20 protein-coding genes are annotated in these 22,298 nt (G+C 41.0%); 3 read left to right on the forward strand and 17 right to left on the reverse strand.

Annotated elements, in window-relative coordinates:
* The 3 genes from tnpA to C6H66_RS15745 all read right to left on the reverse strand — a co-directional run.
* Positions 1-112: IS66 family insertion sequence element accessory protein TnpA (gene tnpA / locus C6H66_RS27710; RefSeq protein WP_422615617.1), on the reverse strand; the 112-nt coding region annotated here is incomplete at its 3' end.
* Positions 113-1,022: 910 nt separating this feature from the next.
* On the reverse strand, positions 1,023-2,378 hold the full coding sequence (gene pssA, locus C6H66_RS15740) for a CDP-diacylglycerol--serine O-phosphatidyltransferase (protein WP_036776794.1): 1,356 nt from the start codon (positions 2,376-2,378) through the stop codon (positions 1,023-1,025).
* Positions 2,379-2,541: 163 nt separating this feature from the next.
* Positions 2,542-5,184 (reverse strand): bifunctional acetate--CoA ligase family protein/GNAT family N-acetyltransferase, encoded by a 2,643-nt coding sequence (locus tag C6H66_RS15745; protein ID WP_105396074.1) that lies wholly within the window; start codon positions 5,182-5,184, stop codon positions 2,542-2,544.
* Between the two features lie 321 nt (positions 5,185-5,505).
* Between C6H66_RS15745 and C6H66_RS15750 the strand changes: the two genes are divergently transcribed.
* Entirely contained in the window at positions 5,506-6,522 is a 1,017-nt protein-coding gene (locus C6H66_RS15750; protein WP_105396075.1) for a tRNA/rRNA methyltransferase, read from the forward strand.
* Between the two features lie 45 nt (positions 6,523-6,567).
* Here the strand turns inward: C6H66_RS15750 and emrB are convergent, their stop codons facing one another.
* The 13 genes from emrB to nrdH all read right to left on the reverse strand — a co-directional run bounded on the left by emrB (position 6,568) and on the right by nrdH (position 20,579).
* The gene (gene emrB / locus C6H66_RS15755) at positions 6,568-8,109 is read right to left on the reverse strand and encodes a multidrug efflux MFS transporter permease subunit EmrB (protein ID WP_046397033.1); all 1,542 of its coding nucleotides are present in this window, start codon (positions 8,107-8,109) and stop codon (positions 6,568-6,570) included.
* Positions 8,110-8,123: 14 nt separating this feature from the next.
* On the reverse strand, positions 8,124-9,308 hold the full coding sequence (gene emrA / locus C6H66_RS15760) for a multidrug efflux MFS transporter periplasmic adaptor subunit EmrA (protein WP_105396076.1): 1,185 nt from the start codon (positions 9,306-9,308) through the stop codon (positions 8,124-8,126).
* A gap of 234 nt (positions 9,309-9,542) precedes the next feature.
* Positions 9,543-10,070: a transcriptional repressor MprA gene (mprA, locus tag C6H66_RS15765; protein ID WP_036776777.1), complete on the reverse strand. Its 528-nt coding sequence runs from the start codon at positions 10,068-10,070 to the stop codon at positions 9,543-9,545.
* 129 nt (positions 10,071-10,199) lie between these two features.
* Complete coding sequence (gene ygaH / locus C6H66_RS15770) at positions 10,200-10,538, reverse strand: L-valine transporter subunit YgaH (RefSeq protein WP_036813300.1); 339 nt, start codon at positions 10,536-10,538, stop codon at positions 10,200-10,202.
* Entirely contained in the window at positions 10,535-11,293 is a 759-nt protein-coding gene (locus tag C6H66_RS15775; protein ID WP_036813302.1) for an AzlC family ABC transporter permease, read from the reverse strand. The genes ygaH and C6H66_RS15775 overlap by 4 nt, the downstream gene beginning before the upstream one ends.
* 126 nt (positions 11,294-11,419) lie before the next feature.
* The gene (locus C6H66_RS15780) at positions 11,420-12,610 is read right to left on the reverse strand and encodes an MFS transporter (RefSeq protein ID WP_105396077.1); all 1,191 of its coding nucleotides are present in this window, start codon (positions 12,608-12,610) and stop codon (positions 11,420-11,422) included.
* Between the two features lie 255 nt (positions 12,611-12,865).
* The gene (gene proX / locus C6H66_RS15785) at positions 12,866-13,864 is read right to left on the reverse strand and encodes a glycine betaine/L-proline ABC transporter substrate-binding protein ProX (RefSeq protein ID WP_105396078.1); all 999 of its coding nucleotides are present in this window, start codon (positions 13,862-13,864) and stop codon (positions 12,866-12,868) included.
* Between the two features lie 69 nt (positions 13,865-13,933).
* Positions 13,934-15,019 (reverse strand): glycine betaine/L-proline ABC transporter permease ProW, encoded by a 1,086-nt coding sequence (proW, locus tag C6H66_RS15790; RefSeq protein WP_105396079.1) that lies wholly within the window; start codon positions 15,017-15,019, stop codon positions 13,934-13,936.
* On the reverse strand, positions 15,012-16,211 hold the full coding sequence (gene proV / locus C6H66_RS15795; RefSeq protein WP_105396080.1) for a glycine betaine/L-proline ABC transporter ATP-binding protein ProV: 1,200 nt from the start codon (positions 16,209-16,211) through the stop codon (positions 15,012-15,014). Before proV ends, proW begins: the two co-directional genes overlap by 8 nt.
* Positions 16,212-16,807: 596 nt before the next feature.
* Positions 16,808-17,767 carry a class 1b ribonucleoside-diphosphate reductase subunit beta gene (gene nrdF / locus C6H66_RS15800; RefSeq protein WP_105396081.1) on the reverse strand — a complete coding sequence of 320 codons (960 nt, stop codon included), beginning with the start codon at positions 17,765-17,767 and terminating at the stop codon, positions 16,808-16,810.
* 20 nt (positions 17,768-17,787) lie between these two features.
* Positions 17,788-19,917, reverse strand: a complete 2,130-nt coding sequence (gene nrdE / locus C6H66_RS15805) for a class 1b ribonucleoside-diphosphate reductase subunit alpha (RefSeq protein WP_105396082.1) — start codon at positions 19,915-19,917, stop codon at positions 17,788-17,790.
* Between the two features lie 13 nt (positions 19,918-19,930).
* On the reverse strand, positions 19,931-20,335 hold the full coding sequence (nrdI, locus tag C6H66_RS15810) for a class Ib ribonucleoside-diphosphate reductase assembly flavoprotein NrdI (protein ID WP_040151579.1): 405 nt from the start codon (positions 20,333-20,335) through the stop codon (positions 19,931-19,933).
* Between the two features lie 13 nt (positions 20,336-20,348).
* On the reverse strand, positions 20,349-20,579 hold the full coding sequence (gene nrdH, locus C6H66_RS15815) for a glutaredoxin-like protein NrdH (protein WP_036776755.1): 231 nt from the start codon (positions 20,577-20,579) through the stop codon (positions 20,349-20,351).
* A 331-nt stretch (positions 20,580-20,910) separates the two neighbouring features.
* Here nrdH and C6H66_RS15820 point away from each other — a divergent pair, with 331 nt between their 5' ends.
* A complete protein-coding gene (locus tag C6H66_RS15820) occupies positions 20,911-21,372 on the forward strand; it encodes a methylated-DNA--[protein]-cysteine S-methyltransferase (protein WP_036776753.1) in 462 nt (153 codons plus the stop codon).
* A 219-nt stretch (positions 21,373-21,591) separates the two neighbouring features.
* Positions 21,592-21,801 carry a transcription antiterminator/RNA stability regulator CspE gene (gene cspE / locus C6H66_RS15825; protein WP_021323071.1) on the forward strand — a complete coding sequence of 70 codons (210 nt, stop codon included), beginning with the start codon at positions 21,592-21,594 and terminating at the stop codon, positions 21,799-21,801.
* Positions 21,802-21,877: 76 nt separating this feature from the next.
* Here cspE and crcB read toward each other — a convergent pair whose 3' ends face one another.
* Positions 21,878-22,252, reverse strand: a complete 375-nt coding sequence (gene crcB, locus C6H66_RS15830) for a fluoride efflux transporter CrcB (RefSeq protein WP_105396092.1) — start codon at positions 22,250-22,252, stop codon at positions 21,878-21,880.
* Positions 22,253-22,298: the final 46 nt, after the last annotated feature.

A 22,298-nucleotide genomic window follows, 5' to 3' on the forward strand; every position in this document is an offset into this window, starting at 1 on the left:
AGGAAAAACTCAGCTGATGCTGTTCGCAATACTGTTTTCGGGTCAGGTTACTGTGGCGCCATTGGGCCACATGGTGTTGTTTTTGTTCCGGGGTATATCGGCTACGGCTCATGGTGTCAGTCTCCAGGTGAAGATAAGGAAGCAGTAGCGTGCAGGGGCCGGAGAGGAAGAACAAGGTGAGATGACCGGAGTATTACGTTGTTTCCCCCTGAATAGAATTTGCCTTGAGACAAAGTTTTTTTCATGCTTCTTAGATGATATAAGTTGTTGTTCTTCCCATAATCGTTGAGATTTTTTTGGGATTTTGTCTCATACGCCGTAAAAACTCTGCTTAAATAACCTGTAGTGAGTTAATGAGATTTTCCATGTTTCTGGTTAATGTCTTCAACATTCTGACGATGAGTATCCATAAGATCAAAGTCGAAGCATATAAGCAAGTAAAGTAATATTTCAGAAATATATTTATTAACTGAATGGTGATATTTAATTTTAGCTGTTCGTTATAGTCTTTTAGGAATAAATAACATCCCAAAATGGGATTGCATCGATGTTTTTTTATAAATATATCTGCTCCTCTGCATTTGTTGGTTGAAAGGCTATATTACTTGGGATCTAATATTTAATAGAAAGTAAAGCATCATTATGAAAAGCCATTTGTTTTTTGAGTTAGCATCGGATATTTAAGTGTTGAAAATAAATTTCATTATTTGAGTTTTATTTTTATCAGATATTGGGAATAAAGCTGAAAAGAGGGAGTGCTATGTTCTCTTAATTTGTTAAAAACCACTATCCTTATTGTATAATATATGAGGCTTTAAAATAGTATATGATTAATAAGGCATATGTGACCTGCTATATTAATATTTCTAAAGAAAACATTAGAGAATTATGATTCGATAAAATTTTGTTATAAATGAGAGTTGAAATTTATCAAATTAAAAATCGATGATAAAAAATCTCCCGAAATATATTCAATATCAGGAGATTTAATTTAGAAAAGATAATTCGCTTTATCGATTCAATTACAGAATACGACTAATCAGTCTGTCTACCCGGATACGGCGTAAACGGCGGATAAGTTTACGTACTTTGACTGGGTAAAGCTGGATGCTGTCCAATTCCTGATAATTACTGACAACCGTAGTATAAGTACGGATACAGTGCAGTTCTTCTGTACGTTGCTCCTGCATTTCTTTATGAGGATCGTGGATAAGAATAGCATTTTCTAAATCTAGTCCCCAGGCACGAGGATTGAGATTATTTCCTGTAATCAATTGCCATTGATTGTCCACCCACACACCTTTTAGGTGGTAGCTATTATCACCATCTTTCCATAACCTGATCGTCAGTTGATTGTTGTCAACATAACGCTGTAGTCTGCTGATGAAACGGCGCAGATTGATTTCATATAAATAGGGTAATGCGCCGATAATTTTAAATGGCTCTTCCGGTGGAATATAAAAATCGTTAGCAGTTTTATCGCCAACAATAATTTCCACGTGTTTACCTTTACGGAGTAGATTAACAATCCGCCGAACAATGATAGCTGGAAGATTAAAATACGGAGTACAAATAATCAGTTTTTGTTCTGTGCTGGCGATCAGATGGCTAATGGTTTTATTTAGTAGATTTTTCTTTCCCAGACCGGCAAGTGGAGTGACAGATAGTTCATCATTCGTTGCCTGATTATTGATTTTATAGGTCGTGTGTCGCAAAGAAAAACGTAATTGACGGATCAGGTTTTTAATTTCAGGAATACGAGGACGATCCTTACAATCCAGTTTCTGTACCGCTCCTGTAGCGATAATGTAATTATCAACAAAGTGTTTCATTGCTTCTGCAAGTTCTGCATTGTGAAGCAAATGGTAGCGATCATAACGATATTTATCATGTTGGTGGAGATAAACGTCATTAATGCTTGCTCCGCTATAAATCACAGTATCGTCAAAGATAAAACCTTTTAAGTGTAAAACACCCAGTGCTTCGCGGGTATTTACAGGCACACCTAGTACTGGAATTTTCACATCGGGATAAGCTTCTGCCATAGAACAATACCAATCGGCATTCGTTACCATTGCAGCGGCGCCAATTCGTCCACGTTGTGCCCGATGCCAGTCAACGAGCACTTTAATGTCCAAGTCCGGACGTTGTTGTTTAGCTGTATAAAGTGCATTCAGGATATCTCTCCCTGCATCATCATTTTCCAGATAGAGGGAGATGATATAAATATGTTTTTCAGCGTTAGCAATTTTTTCCAGCAGGGTGCTGCGGAACACTTCAGGTTGATAAAGTGTTTTAACATCAGCAACTGACTGAGGTAGCTTAGGCAGTTGTGCAAGGTGTTGTTGATGTTTAGCTTGTTTGAATTTAGACAACATCACAGTGCGTTTTTTCTCTTATGTTGGATGGCTAAAAGACTACTATGTAAAGCAATGAATCAAATGATCTGGCGATAATACCATTAGTCTGGCTAATTGTGAGCATGATTTAACGCTCTAATGCCTAATGATTCAAGTCTGTGCGATTCATCACGAAGTTGGTTTAAAGTTCGAGGGATAAGTTTACAATGCTATCCTCAAATTGAACATCTATGGTAAATCCCAGTTTTTTAGCTAGTTTTATCATAGTACGGTTTTCTGGCATGGTGATAGCATTTAGGCGGTTTATGCCATGTTCTCGCGTATAGTTAATCAGTTTTATCATAAGCTGATATCCAAGGGTAATCCCTTTTAAGTCAGAACGCACTAGCACAGCGAATTCTGCTTCGACATTATCAGGATCAGCTATGGCACGAGTAACCCCGATAATTTCCGGAGTCGTTTTAGGATGTCGTACGGCAACAAATGCCATTTCGCGGTCGTAATCAATCTGAGTCATATTTGCCAGATCATCATGTGTGAATTCACTGATTTCACTAAAGTAACGGTAATAGAGATCTTCTTTAGTAACCTGACCGATAAAATCTTTCAGCAACGGTTCATCTTCTGGCAGAATCGGTCGTAGTAGGCATTCTGCATCCCCTCTGAGTTTTATCGTTTCTTCTAGTTCGCTTGGATATGGACGGATAGCTAATCTGGTTCGTGGATCACCTTCTATCGAAGATAATTCCATTGAAACATCTAATAATGTGAATTCGTCTCCAGAAGCCAGTAACGGATGAATATCTAGTCGTACAATTTGCGGGCAATCAAGTGACAGATTAGATACCTGAACTAACAGTCGGCTGAGTGCTAGTATGTCTAATGATTGGGGAGCGCCCTTGAGCTTAATTTTTCTACTTTTAATCGCCTGAATAACCAGATATCGCGCTAATGCCATATTGAGTGGCGGCAACGCGACAGCTACTTGTGTTTCCTGCGACCACTCAATACCGCCTTCACCTAACATAATCAGTGGGCCAAATACCTCATCTTGTTCTACTGCAATACGTAGCTCTTGTGCGCCGGCACGGTTTGCCATGCTTTGAACTAACAGTCCTTGAATTCTTGCGTGTGGGAAATTTTGATTGACACGTTCGATAATCGCTTGAGCAGAAGCTTTGACCTCATTTGCATTCCGCAAATAGAGCATAACCCCCTGAACTTCTGATTTATGTGGGATATCTGGCGAGCGTAATTTCAGAGCGACAGGATAACCGATCTGTTGGGCAATATTGACTGCTTCATCACTGTTATAAGCAATCCATGTTGGCAATGTATTGAGGCCATAGGCTGCCAGAATAGGTTGAACTTCATGGGTATCTAGACGAGAGTTTCCTTGTTCCAGCGCTTGTTGTATGCATTGATGGGCACGTGCAGTATTAGCGGTGATGTTTGCTGGTAGAGCGGGTGTTTCTGTTAATTGTTTTTGATTGCGGCGATATTCCACCATGTGCATGAAAGCAGTAATTGCCCCTTCAGGGGTGCGATAAGTTGGAATACCTGCTTCACTGAATAGGCGGCGGGCTTCTTGAGAAGAGTATTCACCGCACCAATTGGTAAAAATAGTTAGCCATTTTCCCCTTGGGTGTTTACGGATTGTTTCAATGACTTTGGTGGCGGTTTGAATACCGGGGGCAATTGCGCTAGGAGAATGGATGAGCAACAGGGCATCATGGTCGTGGCTGTCTAGTAACGGTTTTAACGCAGCGATATAACGTTCCACCGTGGAGTCATCTCTTAAATCCAGCGGATTATGTAGGGAGATAGTTTCTGGTAATTGTGTTTTTAATGCCTTAGTTGTCTCTTCACCTAATATTGCGAGTTTACCGTTACGGCGGAATAACTCATCCAGCGCCATTGCGGTTGGAGCGGCACCATTGCTGACGATAAATAGTCGTTCCCCCCGTAAAGGCGACATATGGCTTAGGGTTTCTACAGCAGAAAACATTTCATGCGTATCTTGCACGCGTAATAATCCGGCTCGCTGAATTGCCGCATCATAAGCTGCATCCAGATTTTGTTGTTCACCAAGCAATTTCTGTGCTCGCTTGGTACGGCCGCTTTTGACCACCAAAATAGGTTTATTGCGGGAAGCACTTCTGGATGCTGAAAGAAAGCGACGAGCGTCATGGATATGTTCTACATAGAGCAAGATAGCACTGGTTTTACTATCACGAGCCAGAAAATCGAGCAGATGATCAATATCGATATCTACACTGTCACCTAACGCGATAAAGTAGGAAAATCCGACGCCCCGATGTTGCGCCCAGTCAAGAATCGTATTTGAGACTGCCGCAGATTGAGAAATAAAGGCTAATTTCCCTTTGAGAATTGGAATCGGAGAAAAGCTGGCGTTCAGCCCTTGCCAGGGGGCTAATAGTCCCAAACTGTTTGGTCCTAGTAGTCGGATGCTATAGCGCTGGCAACACTGTTTTAGTTCAGGAAATTGAGGCTTTGGTGAAGAAAGAATAATCACTGTCTTGCAACCCAATTGCCCCAGTTGTTCCAGGCATGGCAAATTGCGGTGGTGATGAGTACAGATAATGGCTAAATCTGGTGTGATTGGTAATTTATCTATTGAAGGGTAAGCGAAAACCCCTTGAACAGAACGACTATTGGGAGTTACCGGTAATATTGGCCCGGCAAAGCCTCCTGCGAGCAGGTTGCGCATCATAACTGAACCCGCTCGTTCTGGTTTTTCTGAGGCACCAATTACAGCAATGGATTTAGGGCGTAATAAAGCTTCAAGTCCGCGCTGGCTCATCAGGAGGCTCCTTATTTGTGGTTAATTGATAACTGTAGCTGATTTCGCAAATCATTGCTGTGACTTACGTTATCGGATGTGGTTGCTGGGAAGCAATTAAATTGCCAGCTTGTTCCAAAATGGTCCCAGGCTGTAGCTTGAATATCTTCGGTGGGTGTCTGTTTTAACAGGTAGCCTGACTGTGCTCTTCGTGGCAAGTACGGCATGCCTCGCCGAAGGCAGGAAAATTAAGGGCGCATTTTATTGGATTATGGTTGTCAGAGGTAGCTTAAGATGCGCACATCAGGTAATCTTCGCGCCATAAAGCAGTTGGAGAAACGAATGAACGATTCATACAGTGGTAAAAATGGCAAAGTCAAAGTGATGTATGTCCGCAGTGAGGGCGATCATGACAGCCGCAGCAATAATAAACGTCCGTCAGGCAAAGGGCGCGATCAAGGTCAGCGTCGTCGGGACGGTGAGCGCACATCCCGTTCTCCGCGTGTCAATGAGCGTGAAAGATCGCCTTGGAAAACAGTGTCACGCCCTGAGAGTGATTCTTTACCATCAGAGCATGGTGGTATCAGTGGGAAAAGCCAGATTGATCCTGAACAGCTTCGTCGTCAGCGCATGGAAGAAACCCGGATTTATGGTGAAAATGCTTGTCAGGCGATGTTTAAAAACCGTTCTGAAGCGATAGTGCGTGCCTGGTTTGTTGAGTCAGTGACACCGCGTTTCCGCAATGCGCTGAAATGGATGGCTGCTAACCGTAAAGCCTATCATGTTGTGGATGAAGCTGAACTGACAAAAGTGTCAGGTACTGAACATCATGGTGGTGTTTGTTTTCTGATTAAGAAACGTAACGGCTTGGATGCAGAGACTTATCTGAAAGATGCTCCAGTAAAAGATTGTGTTTTGGCTCTTGAAGATGTGGGTAATCCTCACAACCTTGGCGCTATTATGCGAAGCTGTGCGCATTTCGGTGTGCAAGGGGTGATTTTGCACGATGTGGCCTTGCTGGAGTCGGGGGCGGCTATCCGTACAGCAGAAGGTGGCGCTGAGCATATTAAAGGTATCGATGCTGATAGCTTGCTCGCCACATTGAATAAATTTCGTCAATCGGGTTACACCATTGTAACGACATCCAGCCATAAAGGTAGTACCGATTTAGCTAAAGCTGAATTACCGGAAAAAATGGTTCTGGTTCTTGGTCAGGAACGTGATGGTTTGAGTGACAGTGCTTGGAAACATGGTGATATGAGCTTGTTTGTTGGTGGCACGGGTTTAGTCGAAAGTCTGAACGTTTCTGTTGCAACTGGCATTATGCTGGCTGAATGGTGGCGACAGAATAAAGTTTGATAGGAAAAGCGGGGAATGTAATGTTCCCCGCTTTGCTATTAAGATTTAGTGCGCTCCGCCAATATTCTCTTTACTTCCTTGTGTGAATGGTGGTTTCGCAAACCACACGAGTACGATTAATATCAGGAATACGCTGGCGGAGAGCCAGAAAATTTCATTCGCTGAAATTATGAGCCCTTGATGGGTAATCTCTTTTGCCAGATAAGCGGGAATTTGTTGGTTACTCATTCCCGATTCCGATAATTGTTGATAAATCTGTTGAGTGTCGGGGCTATAAGGGTTGATGTGTTCGGTAAAATGGGAATGATGCATTGATTCCCGTTGGGTCCACATGGTTGTTGTTAGTGATGTTCCTACTGAACCTGCCAATGTTCGGATAAAATTCGATAGACTGGATGCGGATGCCACTCGCCCTGCCGGTAAGCCAGAAAGGGTAATGGTTGTGAGTGGCATAAAGAAACAGGCAATAGCAAACCCCTGGATAAACTGAGGCCATGCGACTGCGGCAAAATCCATGCCTGGTTCGAATGTATATGCACGCCAGTAATAGCAGATGGCATAAACAACAAAGCTGAACGTCACTATGTAGCGCATATCTGCTCTATTGCTGAATTTACCAATCAGTGGAGAAATGATGAGTGGCAACAATCCTACCGGTGCTGATGCAAGACCTGACCAGGTTGCTGTATAACCGAACACCTCCTGTAGTAACTGAGGTAATAACACAATTGTGCCGAAATAGAGCATATAAGCTAAGCTCAAACAGAAGCAGCCAATTGTAAAATTACGTTCTTTGAACAGTGATAGGTCGATAATCGGGTTATCGTCGGTCAATTCCCACACCACCAAAAATGCTAATGAGATGATTGCGATAACCGCCAAAATGATAATTTCTGTAGAATTAAACCAGTCTAGCTCTTTACCCTGATCTAGCATGATTTGTAAACAACCAACGCCGACAACCAACAACATCAGTCCTATTGTGTCGATAGGTTTGATCTCTGTTTGAGTTTCACGCCCTTTCAGCGTTTGCATAGCAATCAGAATAATCGCTATACCAACAGGAACGTTGATAAAGAAAATCCATCCCCAATGGTAGTTATCACTGATGTAACCACCCAGAATAGGTCCAAAAATCGGCGCGACAATAATCGTGAGTGACCATAACGCCAATGCCATATTTCCTTTGGCTGGTGGATAATTGTTCAGAAGTAGGCTTTGTGAAAGAGGGATAAGAGGACCTGCAACTAATCCTTGAATAACCCGAAAGAAGATTAGCATGTTAAGACTGTTGGAAATACCGCATAGCCAGGAAGCGATGGAGAATAGTGCGGTTGACCAGATGAATAATTTAACTTCGCCGATGCGTTTTGCCAGCCATCCAGTAATCGGGATGGATATCGCATTGGCAACGCCGAAAGAAGTAATTACCCAGATCCCTTGAGAATTTGATGATCCCAGATTACCTGAAATAGTGGGTATCGCTACGTTAGCAATGGTGGAATCTAACACTTGCATGAACGTTGCCAAGGATAACGCAATGGTCATCCATGCAAGTTTGGCACCTGTAAGCGGCTGTCTTGTCACCTTGGCCTCCGGTATTATTTTCCAGCATTACTATTAATAATGTCATTAACTATCTTATTGGCAGGAGACATATCTATTGCCAGAGCCGTGGTGTGATAAGCCGATTTCGTGCGTGTTCTATCAGACAGAACGGGTCCATCAGGATTTGTAGTATCTACTCTGACTTTAGTCGAGAGGCCGATGCGTAATGGGTATTTTTCTAATTGCCCAGGATCAAACTCAATGCGGATGGGTAAACGTTGTACAACCTTAATCCAATTGCCACTGGCGTTCTGAGCGGGTAATAAAGAGAAGGCGCTGCCGGTACCCATATCAAGGCCAGTAATTTTGCCGCTAAATACTTTGCTCCCACCATAGAAATCGCTGGTGATTTCCACGGGTTGACCAATGCGCATACCAGAAATTTGCGTCTCTTTGAAGTTAGCTTCGATCCACATATCGTTTGCCGAAACTATCGCCATTAGTGGAGTATTTTTATTAATTTGAGCACCAACTTGTACACTACGGCGTGAGACATAGCCATCGATTGGGCTGACTATTTTTGTGCGTTGTAGCGCCAGCCAGGCATTACGGACTTCTGTTGCAGCTTGTTCAACGGCAGGTTGTTTCTCTAGAGGCGTATTCAGAACAATTGCTTGATTAGCGTTATATTGTTCGATAGCCATATCCAGCGCGGCTCGGGCGCTGGCGACGGCTTCCTGTGCATGTTGCAACTCTTCTTTGCCAATGACTTTTTGAACGCTAAGTATTTCACGACGGCTAAGATCATTTCGAACTTTGGTTAATTCGGATCTGCGTAGAGCGATGTTAGCCTGATACTGTTTACTGTTAACTATCTGTTGATGTGTTTGGCGAACACTGTTGGCTAATGCTGTTTTTGCTTTTTCTAATGCTAATTCTGCATCACGGGGATCGAGTTGTACTAATACACTACCGCTTTTCACAAAGTCAGTATTATCAAAGTTAACGGTGATTACACTGCCAGCAACTTGCGACATGATTTGAACTTGATTACCTGTAACGTAGGCGTTATCTGTTTCTTGGTGGTGGCGTAAAATGAGAAACCAATAGAAAAAGTAGGCAACACCGAGCAGGGCGAAGACAAGGGTTAGTAACATTAAGGCACGACTGCGTTGCCTTTTTTTGCTACTGTTTGGATCTTGTGCCGCTTGTACTTCTATTTCCTCATTTGCGCTCATAGTAAATCCCCATGCTTGTTATTTATCTTCTAGTAATACTATTTTTTTCAGATCACCTTCCAGTAGCGCTATATCATCGCTACTGGAAAGGTGAACGACACAGGATCCAATGTTATCGAAGAATAATAGTTAGCTTTTTGCAGAAAAGATCATCTTAGCTAACAGGAAAATTTTTTCGAACAATTTGACCAAGAAAGTATTGTTTGATCAAAAATCGATCGATTAAACAACAAGCTATTTTTTGATACAATCGCCCATTGTATCAAGTCTGACCAGTAATTTTCTCATTAACTTTTCTAACTGTTTTTGTTCCTCCTGGTCAAGACATGACCAAAGTCTTCTCAGGCAATCATGTTGAGGTGGAAGCAAACTATTTAAAAATTTTGTACCTTGTTCTGTCAGATGAAGATGAAGGCAACGACGGTCGTTATGACTTTCCTTTCTTTCAATCCATTCCTGTTTCTCTAATTCATCAGCAATACGAGTGGCATTAGTACGGGAAGAACCCAATGCGGCACTTAATTCTGATGGCTGAATGCTGTGGCTTTCCTTAGTATCAAGGATCATCAGGGCCATGAACAAAGTTTCATTGATTCCTTGAGCTTTCAGCATGTTATTACGGTTTTCAAGCAATTTACTTTGGACGTGCATTGATAACCTAGTCAACAGGATCTCTTGATAAGGGATATCTTTATTTAATTTGGCTTGCTGTGCTGCACGAATATTCAGTAATTCTTCGGTAGGCGTAAACGAACTTTCCATTATTTAGATACCTTATTAGTTTCAACTGGTAAGATAACTTTTGTTATCAAACATCCAAATGGTATATTAAAAGATAAATTTAGCAATTGTAGTTATTTGTTATCATCATATTTCTTTTGATATTGATACCTAATTCATAAATATTTTGAATGTTAGTCCAAAAAGCAGTGCGCCGAATAACGTTGCGAGTATAATTTTCCTTGTTTTGTAAAAGATTAAGCAGATGGCCAGACAGCCGATGAGGGTCGGAAATAGTTTTTGACTCTCTCTCATCACATCAGGTACACCCGATACGATGAGTAAAGAACAAATGGATGCAATACCAATACTGTCAAGAATAATGCTTGTTTTTCCACCTTTCCTGCCGGCAGATTGGCGTGCTTTCCCAAACCGCAGTGGCAGATAGCGAAACGAAAAGTTAGCTAACCCAACAAATAGCCCAATAAGCAAAATCTTGCTGTCAATCATGGTGTTTCCTTTTGTTCACAAGAATCATCGCAACTATTTTGCGGTTGTAACAGTGCTGCGATACAGCCACCGACAATACCTGCCAGAATAGCAACTGGAATTGAGAAAAATGTAATTCCCAACAGTGCCCCGGTTAGCGCGGTTGCAACACAATAACTATTTTGCTTTCTGCAAGAAGCAAGAAGAAAACTGAGAAACAGTGCTGGCAACATGAAAATCATGGCAGCTTCTACGGCAGGGTAGGACTCCAAATAACCGTTACCAAGAAATGCCCCGGCTGCGGTACCTACGACCCAAGCCAGCCAGGAACAGATCGCAATAGCAACCATCCAGTTTTCACTCCAGCTCCGTTGGTTCTTAATAAGTTTTGCAGTAGCGGCGGCAAAAACTTCATCTGTCAGACCAAAAGCCCAGATAACGGTTTTTTTCTCCGTTAACTTATCTTTGATACGGTGCCTTAAAGATGGGCCATAAAGAACATGGCGAACATCCATTGCTATGATTGTTAGGGCAGAGATCCATAGTGATGTGCCTGCGCTTAATAAAGCTGTGATGACAAATTGACTTGCACCGGCGTAGATGATGCATGAAAAGAAGATGGCTTCTATTGGGTTGAAGCCAAGTTTTACAGCATTGAGACCAAAAGCAAAGGCTACGGGAATGTAACCGATGACAATAGGTAAACTGTCTATTATTCCTTCAGTAAAAGAAGATTTTTTACTGGTTAAGGGGGATGATGTATCAGAAACAGGCATAAAATCCATCTGGTTATATAAATGTTATGTAACATTAACAAAAGGAAATCAAATAGAAAATATCATCCTTAATAAATGTTTCATAAATGTTTTTATTTAAGCGTTTTTATGTCATAGCTTGTTTTTTTACGACGTCTTTGGTTCGTACTTTTTGCCGAAAAACCAAACGATTAGGTTGATTGTACAGATAGCCATGCCAGCGGCTGCGACGCCATACCAACCTGAGTGTTTGTAAGCATAGCCTGAAACCAGAGAGCCAAAGGCTCCACCGATAAAATAGATGGTCATGTAAGCGGCAGTGAGTCGGTTTCTGGCTTCCGGCATAATGCGGTATATCGTGCTTTGATTCGTAACGTGAACGCCTTGAATTGCGATATCAAGAAGCAAAATACCTATCATAAAGCCAATTAATGATTCTTTGGCTAAGCCGATCGGTATCCATGAAAGTAGTAATAGCACCAGAGAAATGGTGGTGGTCAGAGAGTCTTTTCCTTTATCAACGAGTTGCCCAGTTTTGGTTGCCATCAGTGCTCCGGCGGCGCCGACTAACCCAAATAAGCCGATTACGCCTTCGGAATAGTTAAAAGGAGGCGCTGAGAGCAGGAATGCCATTGATGTCCATAGCATGCTGAAATTGGCAAATGTCAGTGCTCCCAGTATAGAGCGTACTCTTAGAAGAGGGGTTGTAGTAACGAATTTTGCAATAGAGCGTAGTAATTGGAAATAATTGAGATCAGTTACTTGTTTATAACGGGGCAGGTAGCGCCATAATGTTAAAGAAAGGATCACCAATAAGACGCTGGCAATCCAAAAAACGGTTCGCCAGCCACCAAGAGTCGTCATTGTTCCTGATATGGTTCTTGCCAGTAATATTCCAAGCAGTAAACCGCTCATAATCGTACCGACAGCTTTCCCGCGCTGGTGGGGGAGGGCAAGTGTTGCGGCCAGAGGAACCAGTACTTGGGCGACTACCGAAAATAAGCCCGTCAGTGCCGTTCCTAATAGCATTTGCCAGATGTTTTGCGATGTAGCGGTAATCAATAATCCAACGGCGGCTAATATTGTCATGGAGACAATCAGGCCGCGTCGCTCAAATATATCACCTAGTGGTACAAGGAATATCAAGCCGACGGCATAGCTCAATTGAGCTGTGGTCACAATAAATCCCGCTTCATTGGCGGTCAGATTAAATTGTAGTGCGATAGTATCGAGCAGTGGTTGCGCATAGTAGTTGCTGGCGACAACCAGACCTGTGGCGATCGCCATCAGAGCTACTAAAGCAGGGCTTAATGATGTACGGGAAATATTTTCTTCCATAGATAGGTTTTCTTATATTTAAACAGCAGGTTAAGTGAGGGAGATAGATATTTAATTTATTAAAAACAGTAAGTAGTCACGTGATAAATTTTTCACATTGTAATGATTTTTTATTATCAGATTCAATGTTAAAACAGAGGGAATCGAGGGGTTAAACTTAAAAACACTAATTGAGTCGATAAGTTTGGTATAAAAGAAAATGAAAGTGAAAAATAGTGAATTGGTATAGACCAATTCACTGTGATATCCAGAATGTTAATTATTTTCGGCAGCCTTGGCGGCGGTTTCGATCCAACCATCAAACAATTTCTGATGAGCCTTAATCCAACCATTGGCGTGACGTTCAATCTCCGCTTGTGATGCTTCACCATTATGCATCCGCAAATTTTGGGCGTTGATATCAGCGAGGGGCATTTTCATGATAGAAAATAGTTTGGCGGCGGACGGGTTGACTTCTGCCCACTTTTTATTGGCGGCAATGTGCATAATACTTGGCGGGAAACCATAGTTAGCACCATTTGGCAGTTTCGTATCTATCCTTTCATCGTTAGGCATAGCGGAGAAAGGAACTTGCAGCCAGACAACATCTTTGCCCGGTTTCAGCACATCACTGACCCAATAAGGTGTCCATGTGTAATATAAGATGGGTTTGCCTTCTTTATAGCGGGTAATAGTATCTGCCATCATGGCCGCATAGTTCCCTTGATTATGCTCAACGCTATTGTTTAAACCATAAGCTTTAAGATGATGGTTAATGGCGATTTCACAGCCCCAACCGGGATTACAGCCAGTCAAATCGGCTTTGCCATTACCGTTAGTATCGAATAATTTGGCTATTTTCGGATCTTTCAGTTGGGCAATATTCGTGATGTTGTATTTTTCCGCTGTTTTTTTGTCGATTAAGTACCCCTGAGCGGCATTTTCTACATAGTTGCCAACACGGTAGAATTTTGCGTTGCCGCCTGTTACCTGATATTGGGTGTTGTGCAGAGGTTCCCAACTTACAGCCATAAAGGTTGCGTCACCGGAAGCGATAGAGGAATAGGCGACGTTGTAGTCTACTTCTTTGATGGGTTTGACATCATAGCCAAGTTTTTCCAATGCTTTACTGACGATCAACGTCTGGAATGTTTCTTCGCTAAGGGTGCTTTGTACGGGTTGTACGCTGATACCTTTACCTAGTAGTTCGACAGCGAATAATTGAGAGCTTATCAGTGATGACAGGGATATCGCCCAGATAACTATTTTGCGCATGGTTTTTTCTCCTGTTGCGGTCATCATGTGTTTACCAAATTCTTGTGGTTTGATCGGTGTTTTTGAAGGTTATGCTTTTTGGCTGAATAAACGGGTAATTAATCCAATAGGTCCGGTGGCATACCAGCGATTTACTCCTTTCGTTCGGTTATCGCGGCCAAGAGACTGTGTTAGGCGGTCAAGGAGAATCGCCAGAATAACAATCCCGACGCCGCCTACTGCGGCAAGTCCCATATCGAGACGGCCAATACCTCGCAAAACCATTTGGCCTAAACCACCAACTGCAATCATTGATGCAATAACAACCATTGATAGGGCTAGCATCAAGGTTTGGTTGACACCGGCCATAATGGTTGGCATAGCCAGTGGTAATTGAACTTTAAACAGCATCTGGCGAGGGCTGGCGCCAAAAGATTCGGCTGCTTCTATCAGATCTGTCGGAACTTGTTTGATGCCTAAAATTGTCAGACGGACAATCGGGGGGAGAGCAAAGATAATGGTGACGATAACTCCAGGCACGTTACCGATGCCAAACAGCATGACAATCGGAACCAGATAGACGAATGCCGGTGTGGTTTGCATGGCATCAAGCAGCGGTTGGATGATTTTTGCAGATCTCTTGCTGTGTGCCAGCCATATACCAAGTGGTAAGCCAACGATAGTGCAGAACAACAGAGATGTCAGAGCTAGCGATAGCGTAACCATCGCTTCAGACCATGCGCCTATTGCACCAATAATTACCAGAGAAATCAGCGCGGTAATACCCATGCTAATGCCTGATAACTGCCAGGCAATCAAGGCGAAAAATAGGATGGCAATAGGGGCCGGTATTGAAGTCAGACATTGTTCAAAGCCACTGAGAACAAAATCAATGGGGACGCGTATCCCCTGAAATGCAGGACGAAAATTTAGCACAATCCAATCAATGGCATGTGTTACCCATGAATCTAAGGGGATAAGTGGGTGTTGGAATGGGTCCATGATATTGAAATGTTCAGGCTGTACCGTAGTTGTGGGAGCATCCAGCCAGTCAGAACCTGTTGCATTGTCAGCACTGGTTCCGTTGCTCCAGGGATCTGTATTATCCACATTAGAGGAAGGGGTACCCTGTGTATTCTGTCCAGGCTGAGTTTGATGTTCGTTTTGATTACTCATTTGGTGTCTCCTTATCTAATGCCTGCAACAGCATCCCTTTGGAAATAACGCCGATGTATTTGTCGTTATTTCCAACAACCGGAACCGCACAAGGTGATTGTGCTACAACAGCAATCAGCTCATTGAGGGGCATATCTGCGGCAACGGCGGTCGGTTCCGCTAATATGGCGTGTTCGATAGGTTTTTTTTCCCGTAATGCTTTTTCCAATGAATTTGTGGAAACTATACCGGCGAATTTTTGTCCATGTTCGATCAAGTAACCATAGTTTCTGTTTTCGTCATCGAGGACTTTCAATGCAGAAAGAGGACCAAAACCGGGTGCAATATGAAGCAGAGAGTCTGGACGGCGGCGGGCAATGTCTTTAGCACTAAATACATGGCTGATATCTACGCCACGAAAGAAAGTTTTCACATAGTCATTTGCTGGATTATTCAGGATTTCATCAGGCGTGCCGACTTGTACAACAACACCGTCTTGCATAATGGCAATCCGATCGCCGATGCGCATTGCTTCATCTAAATCGTGAGAAATAAAGACGATAGTCCGTGGCTGATTGCCTTGCAGACTTAACAGTTCATCTTGCATTTCTGTACGAATTAATGGGTCGAGGGCAGAAAACGCTTCATCCATTAGCAAAATATCTGGGTTATTAGCTAATGCTCTGGCAAGCCCGACACGTTGGCGCATTCCGCCTGATAGCTCATCTGGATAGGATTGCGCATAATTTTCCAGGTTTACCTGTTTCAGTGCATCCAATGCTTTTTTATCGCGCTCTTGTTTGGCGATCCCGGCAAGTTCCATACCAAAGGCGCTGTTTTCCAGTACGTTTAGATGTGGCATCAGTGCAAATGATTGGAAAACCATACTGATTTTGTTACGGCGAATTTCTCTTAATGCTGTTTCTGGAATCTCAGAAATATCTTCACCGTCAATTAATACCTGGCCGCGAGTTGGTTTTATCAGGCGATTGAGAAGGCGTACCATTGTGGATTTGCCGGAGCCTGATAATCCCATGATGACAAATATTTCGCCTTCTTCAATGGCCAGATTGGCATTTTGTATGCCGACAGTCATACCTGTCTTTTCAAATATCTGATCTTTGCTTAAGCCTGAATTCGATAATTTGAAAGCATATTCTGGATGATCGCCAAATATCTTATAGAGGTTTTTAACTTCAAGTTTAATTGCCATGAAATAGTTACTTCCCTTTCGATGGTTATGTAATGGTGTTATGCATTATTCATCTCTGCATGATTCTTTGAATATATATACCCTAACACACTGAGAGAGCCTGACAACCCTATGTTAATAATAATTAATGTAAAAAATAGTAATATTAAATGACTTAAATTAGATGTATTTGTCGTAATTTCATTGTTATTGGCAAATTATTTCGTATAAATCAATGTGGATATTAAAAGGGTAATATTATTCTATGTTTCTGTTATTGATGCATTTTTTAATTTGATTGCCAAATAAATCATTCATCATATTGTGAATAGAATCGATTATTAGTTTATAATGTTGATTATATCTAATTGGAATGAAATTTAATTTATAATTAATTAGCTATATTAATGTTTTTTGTTGTTAAGGATGATAATAAGAGGCGTGGGTGGTAAAAAAAATATCCGTAGAAATGGTAACAATCATGAAAAAACGCCATAAAGATATAAGGATTTTATGGCGTTTTATCGTTTAAAAAAGAGGCTCAATAATCTGGCCATTAAAATATTAGAGTATTATGGTTATTTTGAATTATCCTATGTAAAATAAAATCATTCTCTTTAGAAATTCCAATCTTCATCCTCGGTATTAACTGCTTTACCGATAATATATGATGAACCTGAACCAGAAAAGAAATCATGGTTTTCATTGGCATTTGGTGATAATGCAGAGAGAATTGCAGGGCTGACATCTGTCATTTCTGGAGGAAATAAGGTTTCGTAGCCAAGGTTCATTAACGCTTTATTAGCATTATAATGCAAGAATTTTTTAACATCTTCACTCCAGCCAACAATATCATAAAGTTCTTCTGTATATTTAATTTCATTTTCGTATAATTCTAATAATAATGAAAAAGTGAATTCTTTAATTTCTTTTTGCTCTAATGTTGAATGTTTATTTAATGATTGTTGAAATTTATATCCAATATAATAACCATGAATGGCTTCATCTCGGATAATAAGTCGGATTAAATCGGCTGTATTTGTTAATATTCCTCGACTTGACCAATACATAGGTAAATAGAAGCCTGAATAGAATAAAAATGATTCTAGAAAAACACTGGCAACCTTTTTCTTTAATGGATGATGATAACTATAATGATTTAATATAATTTTAGCTTTATTCTGTAATGAAATATTCCCTTCACTCCAGCGATAAGCATCATCCACATCAGTTGTTAGGCATAATGTTGAAAAAATCGAACTATAAGAACGCGCGTGAACAGCTTCCATAAAGCTAATATTGGACATAACCGCTTCTTCGTGAGGTGTCAGAGCATCTTCCATTAACGCTGGAGCGCCAACGGTGTTCTGAATTGTGTCCAGTAGCGTCAGCCCGGTGAATACCCGAATAGTCAGCTCTTTTTCTTCTGTCGTCAGTGTATTCCATGAAGGAATATCATTGGATAATGGAATTTTTTCCGGTAACCAAAAATTAGTTGTCAGTCGGTTCCAAACTTCTAGATCTTTGTCATCTTCAATTCGGTTCCAGTTAATTGCGCGTATAGGATTACTAATCATAATAAATTTCCAGAATCATTTTACAGTGAGCATGAAACACAATCTTGTACTTCCGTGCCTTTCAGAGCAGTCTGTTTCAGACGGATGTAATAAAGTGTTTTAATTCCTTTACGCCAGGCATAAATTTGGGCTTTGTTAATATCACGTGTAGTGGCATCTTCTTTGAAGAAGAGTGTCAGTGATAATCCTTGATCGATGTGTTGAGTGGCTATAGCATAAGTATCAATAATTTTTTCCGGTCCTATTTCGTAAGCATCTTGGTAATATTCAAGATTATTATTCGTCATAAATGGCGCTGGGTAATATACCCGTCCTGTTTTACCATCTTTACGGATCTCAATACGGGATACAATCGGGTGAATGCTTGAGGTTGAATTGTTGATATATGAAATAGAACCTGTAGGAGCAATAGCTTGGAGGTTTTGATTGTAAATACCATGAGTCATAATTGAGGCTTTTAATGTAAGCCAGTCTTGTTGATTAGGAATGGTTATTCCTGCTTGTTTAAACAATTGAGAGACTTTTTTTGTCTGAGGTTGCCATGCCTTTTCTATATATTTATTGAAAAATTCACCACTGGCATAACGAGAATCTTTAAAGCCTTTAAAATAGCTATCGCGTTCAATAGCGATTTGATTGGAAGTACGTAGAGCGTGATAAGTTACGATATAGAAATAGATATTGGTGAAATCTATTCCCTCTTCAGAACCATAATGAATTTTTTCCCTTGCCAAATAGCCGTGAAGATTCATTTGCCCCAAACCAATAGCATGAGAATCCTGATTTCCTTTTTCGATAGAAGGAACTGAACGGATATGGCTCATATCTGATACCGAGGTTAAAGCGCGGACAGCCGTTTCAATAGAGAGGGCAAAATCAGGTGAATCCATTGTATGAGCTATATTCATTGATCCCAGATTACAACTAATATCTTTCCCAATATGGCGGTAACTTAAATCATCTTCATATTCGCTGGCGCTGTTAACCTGTAAAATTTCGGAACATAAATTACTCATATTAATCCGACCTTTAATTGGGTTAGCATTATTCACAGTGTCTTCATACATAATATAGGGATAGCCAGATTCGAATTGGATCTCAGCTAACGTCATGAAAAATTCGCGGGCATTTATTTTTGATTTCCGAATTTGTTGGTTATTCACCATTTCAACATATTTTTCTGTAATGCTAATTTCGGACATTGGAACACCATAAACCCGTTGAATATCATAAGGTGAGAATAGATACATATCTTCATTATGTTTAGCCAACTTAAAAGTAATATCAGGAATAACGACGCCAATAGAGAGTGTTTTGATACGAATTTTTTCGTCGGCATTTTCCCGTTTTGTATCCAAAAAACGGAGAATATCGGGGTGATGAGCATGAAGATAAACAGCGCCTGCACCCTGGCGTGCACCGAGTTGATTGGCATATGAGAATGCATCTTCCAGCATTTTCATCACTGGGATAACACCTGATGATTGGTTTTCAATCATTTTTATCGGGGCACCCGTTTCCCGTAGGTTACTGAGTAAACATGCGACACCACCGCCACGTTTTGAAAGCTGTAATGCTGAATTCACCGAACGTCCGATGGATTCCATATTGTCTTCAATGCGCAGCAGGAAACAGGAAACCAATTCTCCTCGCTGTTTCTTACCACAATTAAGAAAGGTTGGCGTTGCTGGTTGAAAACGGCCGCTGATCATCTCGTCCACCAGACGACAAGCCAGCATCTGATCGCCTTGGGCCAGGGTCAGTGCTACCATGCATACCCGATCTTCATAGCGTTCCAGATAGCGTTTATTATCGAAGGTTTTCAGAGTATAGCCGGTGTAATATTTGAATGCGCCCAGAAAGGTTTGAAAGCGGAATTTTTTGCTATAGGCTTGCTGAAAGAGCTTTTTAATAAAAGCAAAATCGTATTGCTCCAGCACGTTTGTTTCGTAATATCCTTCTTGTTGGAGGAAATCCAGCTTCTCTTTTAAGCTATTAAAAAATAGTGTGTTTGGATTTACATGCTGGCGAAAATAGTAATGAGTAGCCAGTTTGTCTTTATCAAATTGCATCTTTCCTTCACTATCGTACAGATTGAGCAAGGCATTTAAAGCATGATAATCCTGTTGTGCATTAATTTGAAAAGTCATAATTACCTATTCTCTAATGAATCAGTTGCCAGAATCTTTGAATACCTTGGCGTACCCGTTGTACATCTTCTTCAGTGCCCAACAGTTCAAAACGGTATAGGAGGGGGATTTGACATTTCTCTGAAATTATCCGTCCAGCTATGCCGTAAGCTTCGCCAAAGTTTGTATTCCCGGCCGCGATGACTCCCCGGATTAGTGCCCGGTTTTCGGCGATATTTAGAAATCGAATCACTTGTAGTGGAACGGCGCCTTTAGCACTACCACCGCCATAACTGGGTGTCAGTAAAATGTAAGGAGAAGTTACATTTAATAGGTTACCCGATTGATTGATCGGAATACGAAGGGCTGGTATCTCCAGTTTCTGAACAAATCTATGGCTATTACTGGACGAACTGGAGAAATAGATCAGCGGATTTATATTCATAATAAACCTACAAATTCTCAGTTAATGCGTTGATTTTATCTGGACGAAATCCTGACCAATGCTGTGTGTCCGTGACAACCACAGGAACTTGCTGATAGCCCATAGCACGGATAGTCGCTAAAGCCTGCGGGTTTTCGGTCAAATCGACAATCTGATAAGGAATGTTTCTTCGGCTTAGCGCTTGATAGGTTGCGTTGCATTGTACACAGTCTGGTTTGCTATAAATGGTAATGCTCATTAACGACTCCTTTGTCAGTTTGTGGGCATGCAATGGCAAAATTTGGTTCATGAGTAATAATTTTACTAAAGGCCAGAACTTGAGCTATACTATATATAGTGAAATTTTATTTCAACCATACTATATATGGTGTTAATTTTACATCGAGTGACTATCATTAAAATTACAATGTGAGTTATTCTCTGTTTGTTGGCCGGCTTTTCGCCTTTAGACAAGTTTAAGTTTTCTAGTCGGTGGTAAGGGAGCAACTGAATTCATCATTGCAATTTGTCGAAAAGACGATTTACTCTAATCCCTATAATGATTGATATTTTTTTCAATGGAGGTGGTTATGTATCATCACTATTTTGATACACCCAAAGGATTCCCTAAACCGTATATTCATATCACTGCGGATGATAAGGGGGTGACCAGTCTATATTTTGTTGATGAAAAAACAGCGCCCGAAGTAAAAAATGATATTACTAAGCAGTGCGTGAAAGAGTTACGGGGATATTTTGCCGGTAAGCGTACTGAGTTTTCTGTTCCACTCAACCCGGCAGGAACTGAATTCCAGCAGCGTGTATGGTTACAGCTATGTAAGATCCCATTTGGAGAAGTGTGGAGTTATAAGCAACTTTCATTAGCATTAGGTTCAGTTAATTATTGCCGCGCGGTAGGAATGGCTAATTCTCGTAATCCGATCTCATTAATTGTGCCTTGCCATCGTGTTATTGGACATGATGGTAAATTGGTGGGATATACCGGAGGCTTGAATATTAAAAGTTGGCTATTGGAACATGAAAAAGCCTAGTCATTTGTTTGTTAGGTAAATTGTGTGATAAAAGACCAGGGAGGGTTATAGATATTTATATATGTGTATTATTTAGTGGTAAAACTAAATTAAAGATAACATCTATCGTATTTTATTATGCTTTTCGTGATCTTGGTTGTAGACAATGAACCAACTTATTTGCTGTACTGTATGCGACACAGATTTTGTGTCTTAATTTTCACGTTAAAGGTAAGTTTGATGTCAAAAATTAAAGGTAACGTTAAGTGGTTTAATGAATCTAAAGGATTCGGGTTTATCACTCCAGAAGATGGTAGCAAAGACGTATTTGTGCATTTCTCTGCTATTCAGAGTAACGGATTTAAAACTTTGGCAGAAGGTCAAAAAGTAGAGTTTGAAATCACTGACGGCGCTAAAGGTCCATCTGCTGTAAACGTTGTCGCTATCTGATTTTAACTCCGTATTTCGAAAACCCGTTATTTCAACGGGTTTTTTTTGGCTTGTGCGATATGCAGGTAATTTTAATTTAAAGTTCACGCATCAATACGAAAGCTAACATGGTCATTAATAATGATCCAAAAAGATTAAGCAAAACTGTTCCCAGTGCCCATCCTAGTTTTCCATCCTGTAACAAATAAACCACTTCAACAGAAAAGGTGGAAAAGGTTGTTAAACCGCCACAAAAACCGGTGGTCAACATCAATTTCCAAGCCGGATCGAGATGGGTAGATTTATTAAAATAGGCTAACCCTAGTCCGATAATTAATGCACCGATACAGTTAACAGTAAGGGTGCCAATCGCGATATTAGAAGAAATATTATTAAGGCGGAGGCTGATAAACCAGCGTAATACGCTGCCTAAACCGCCTCCGATAAATACCGCCAGAATAATATTAGTCATAATATACCCGTCATCTTTCAAGCTGCCTCTTTGTTGGCTGCACTCG

Source organism: Photorhabdus hindustanensis (genome assembly GCF_002968995.1).
In the GTDB taxonomy this organism is placed as follows: Bacteria; Pseudomonadota; Gammaproteobacteria; order Enterobacterales; family Enterobacteriaceae; genus Photorhabdus; species Photorhabdus akhurstii.

Bases quoted from the DNA above. Each gene is read 5' to 3' on its own strand.
- emrA (WP_105396076.1), bottom strand. From the start codon at position 9,308: ATGAGCGCAAATGAGGAAATAGAAGTACAAGCGGCACAAGATCCAAAC.
- C6H66_RS15775 (WP_036813302.1), bottom strand. From the start codon at position 11,293: ATGCCTGTTTCTGATACATCATCCCCCTTAACCAGTAAAAAATCTTCT.
- proX (WP_105396078.1), bottom strand. From the start codon at position 13,864: ATGCGCAAAATAGTTATCTGGGCGATATCCCTGTCATCACTGATAAGC.
- mprA (WP_036776777.1), bottom strand. From the start codon at position 10,070: ATGGAAAGTTCGTTTACGCCTACCGAAGAATTACTGAATATTCGTGCA.
- crcB (WP_105396092.1), bottom strand. From the start codon at position 22,252: ATGACTAATATTATTCTGGCGGTATTTATCGGAGGCGGTTTAGGCAGC.
- pssA (WP_036776794.1), bottom strand. From the start codon at position 2,378: ATGTTGTCTAAATTCAAACAAGCTAAACATCAACAACACCTTGCACAA.
- C6H66_RS15745 (WP_105396074.1), bottom strand. From the start codon at position 5,184: ATGAGCCAGCGCGGACTTGAAGCTTTATTACGCCCTAAATCCATTGCT.
- C6H66_RS15750 (WP_105396075.1), top strand. From the start codon at position 5,506: ATGAACGATTCATACAGTGGTAAAAATGGCAAAGTCAAAGTGATGTAT.
- nrdF (WP_105396081.1), bottom strand. From the start codon at position 17,767: ATGATTAGTAATCCTATACGCGCAATTAACTGGAACCGAATTGAAGAT.
- nrdE (WP_105396082.1), bottom strand. From the start codon at position 19,917: ATGACTTTTCAAATTAATGCACAACAGGATTATCATGCTTTAAATGCC.
- C6H66_RS15820 (WP_036776753.1), top strand. From the start codon at position 20,911: ATGTATCATCACTATTTTGATACACCCAAAGGATTCCCTAAACCGTAT.
- proW (WP_105396079.1), bottom strand. From the start codon at position 15,019: ATGAGTAATCAAAACGAACATCAAACTCAGCCTGGACAGAATACACAG.
- proV (WP_105396080.1), bottom strand. From the start codon at position 16,211: ATGGCAATTAAACTTGAAGTTAAAAACCTCTATAAGATATTTGGCGAT.
- ygaH (WP_036813300.1), bottom strand. From the start codon at position 10,538: ATGATTGACAGCAAGATTTTGCTTATTGGGCTATTTGTTGGGTTAGCT.
- cspE (WP_021323071.1), top strand. From the start codon at position 21,592: ATGTCAAAAATTAAAGGTAACGTTAAGTGGTTTAATGAATCTAAAGGA.
- nrdH (WP_036776755.1), bottom strand. From the start codon at position 20,579: ATGAGCATTACCATTTATAGCAAACCAGACTGTGTACAATGCAACGCA.
- C6H66_RS15780 (WP_105396077.1), bottom strand. From the start codon at position 12,610: ATGGAAGAAAATATTTCCCGTACATCATTAAGCCCTGCTTTAGTAGCT.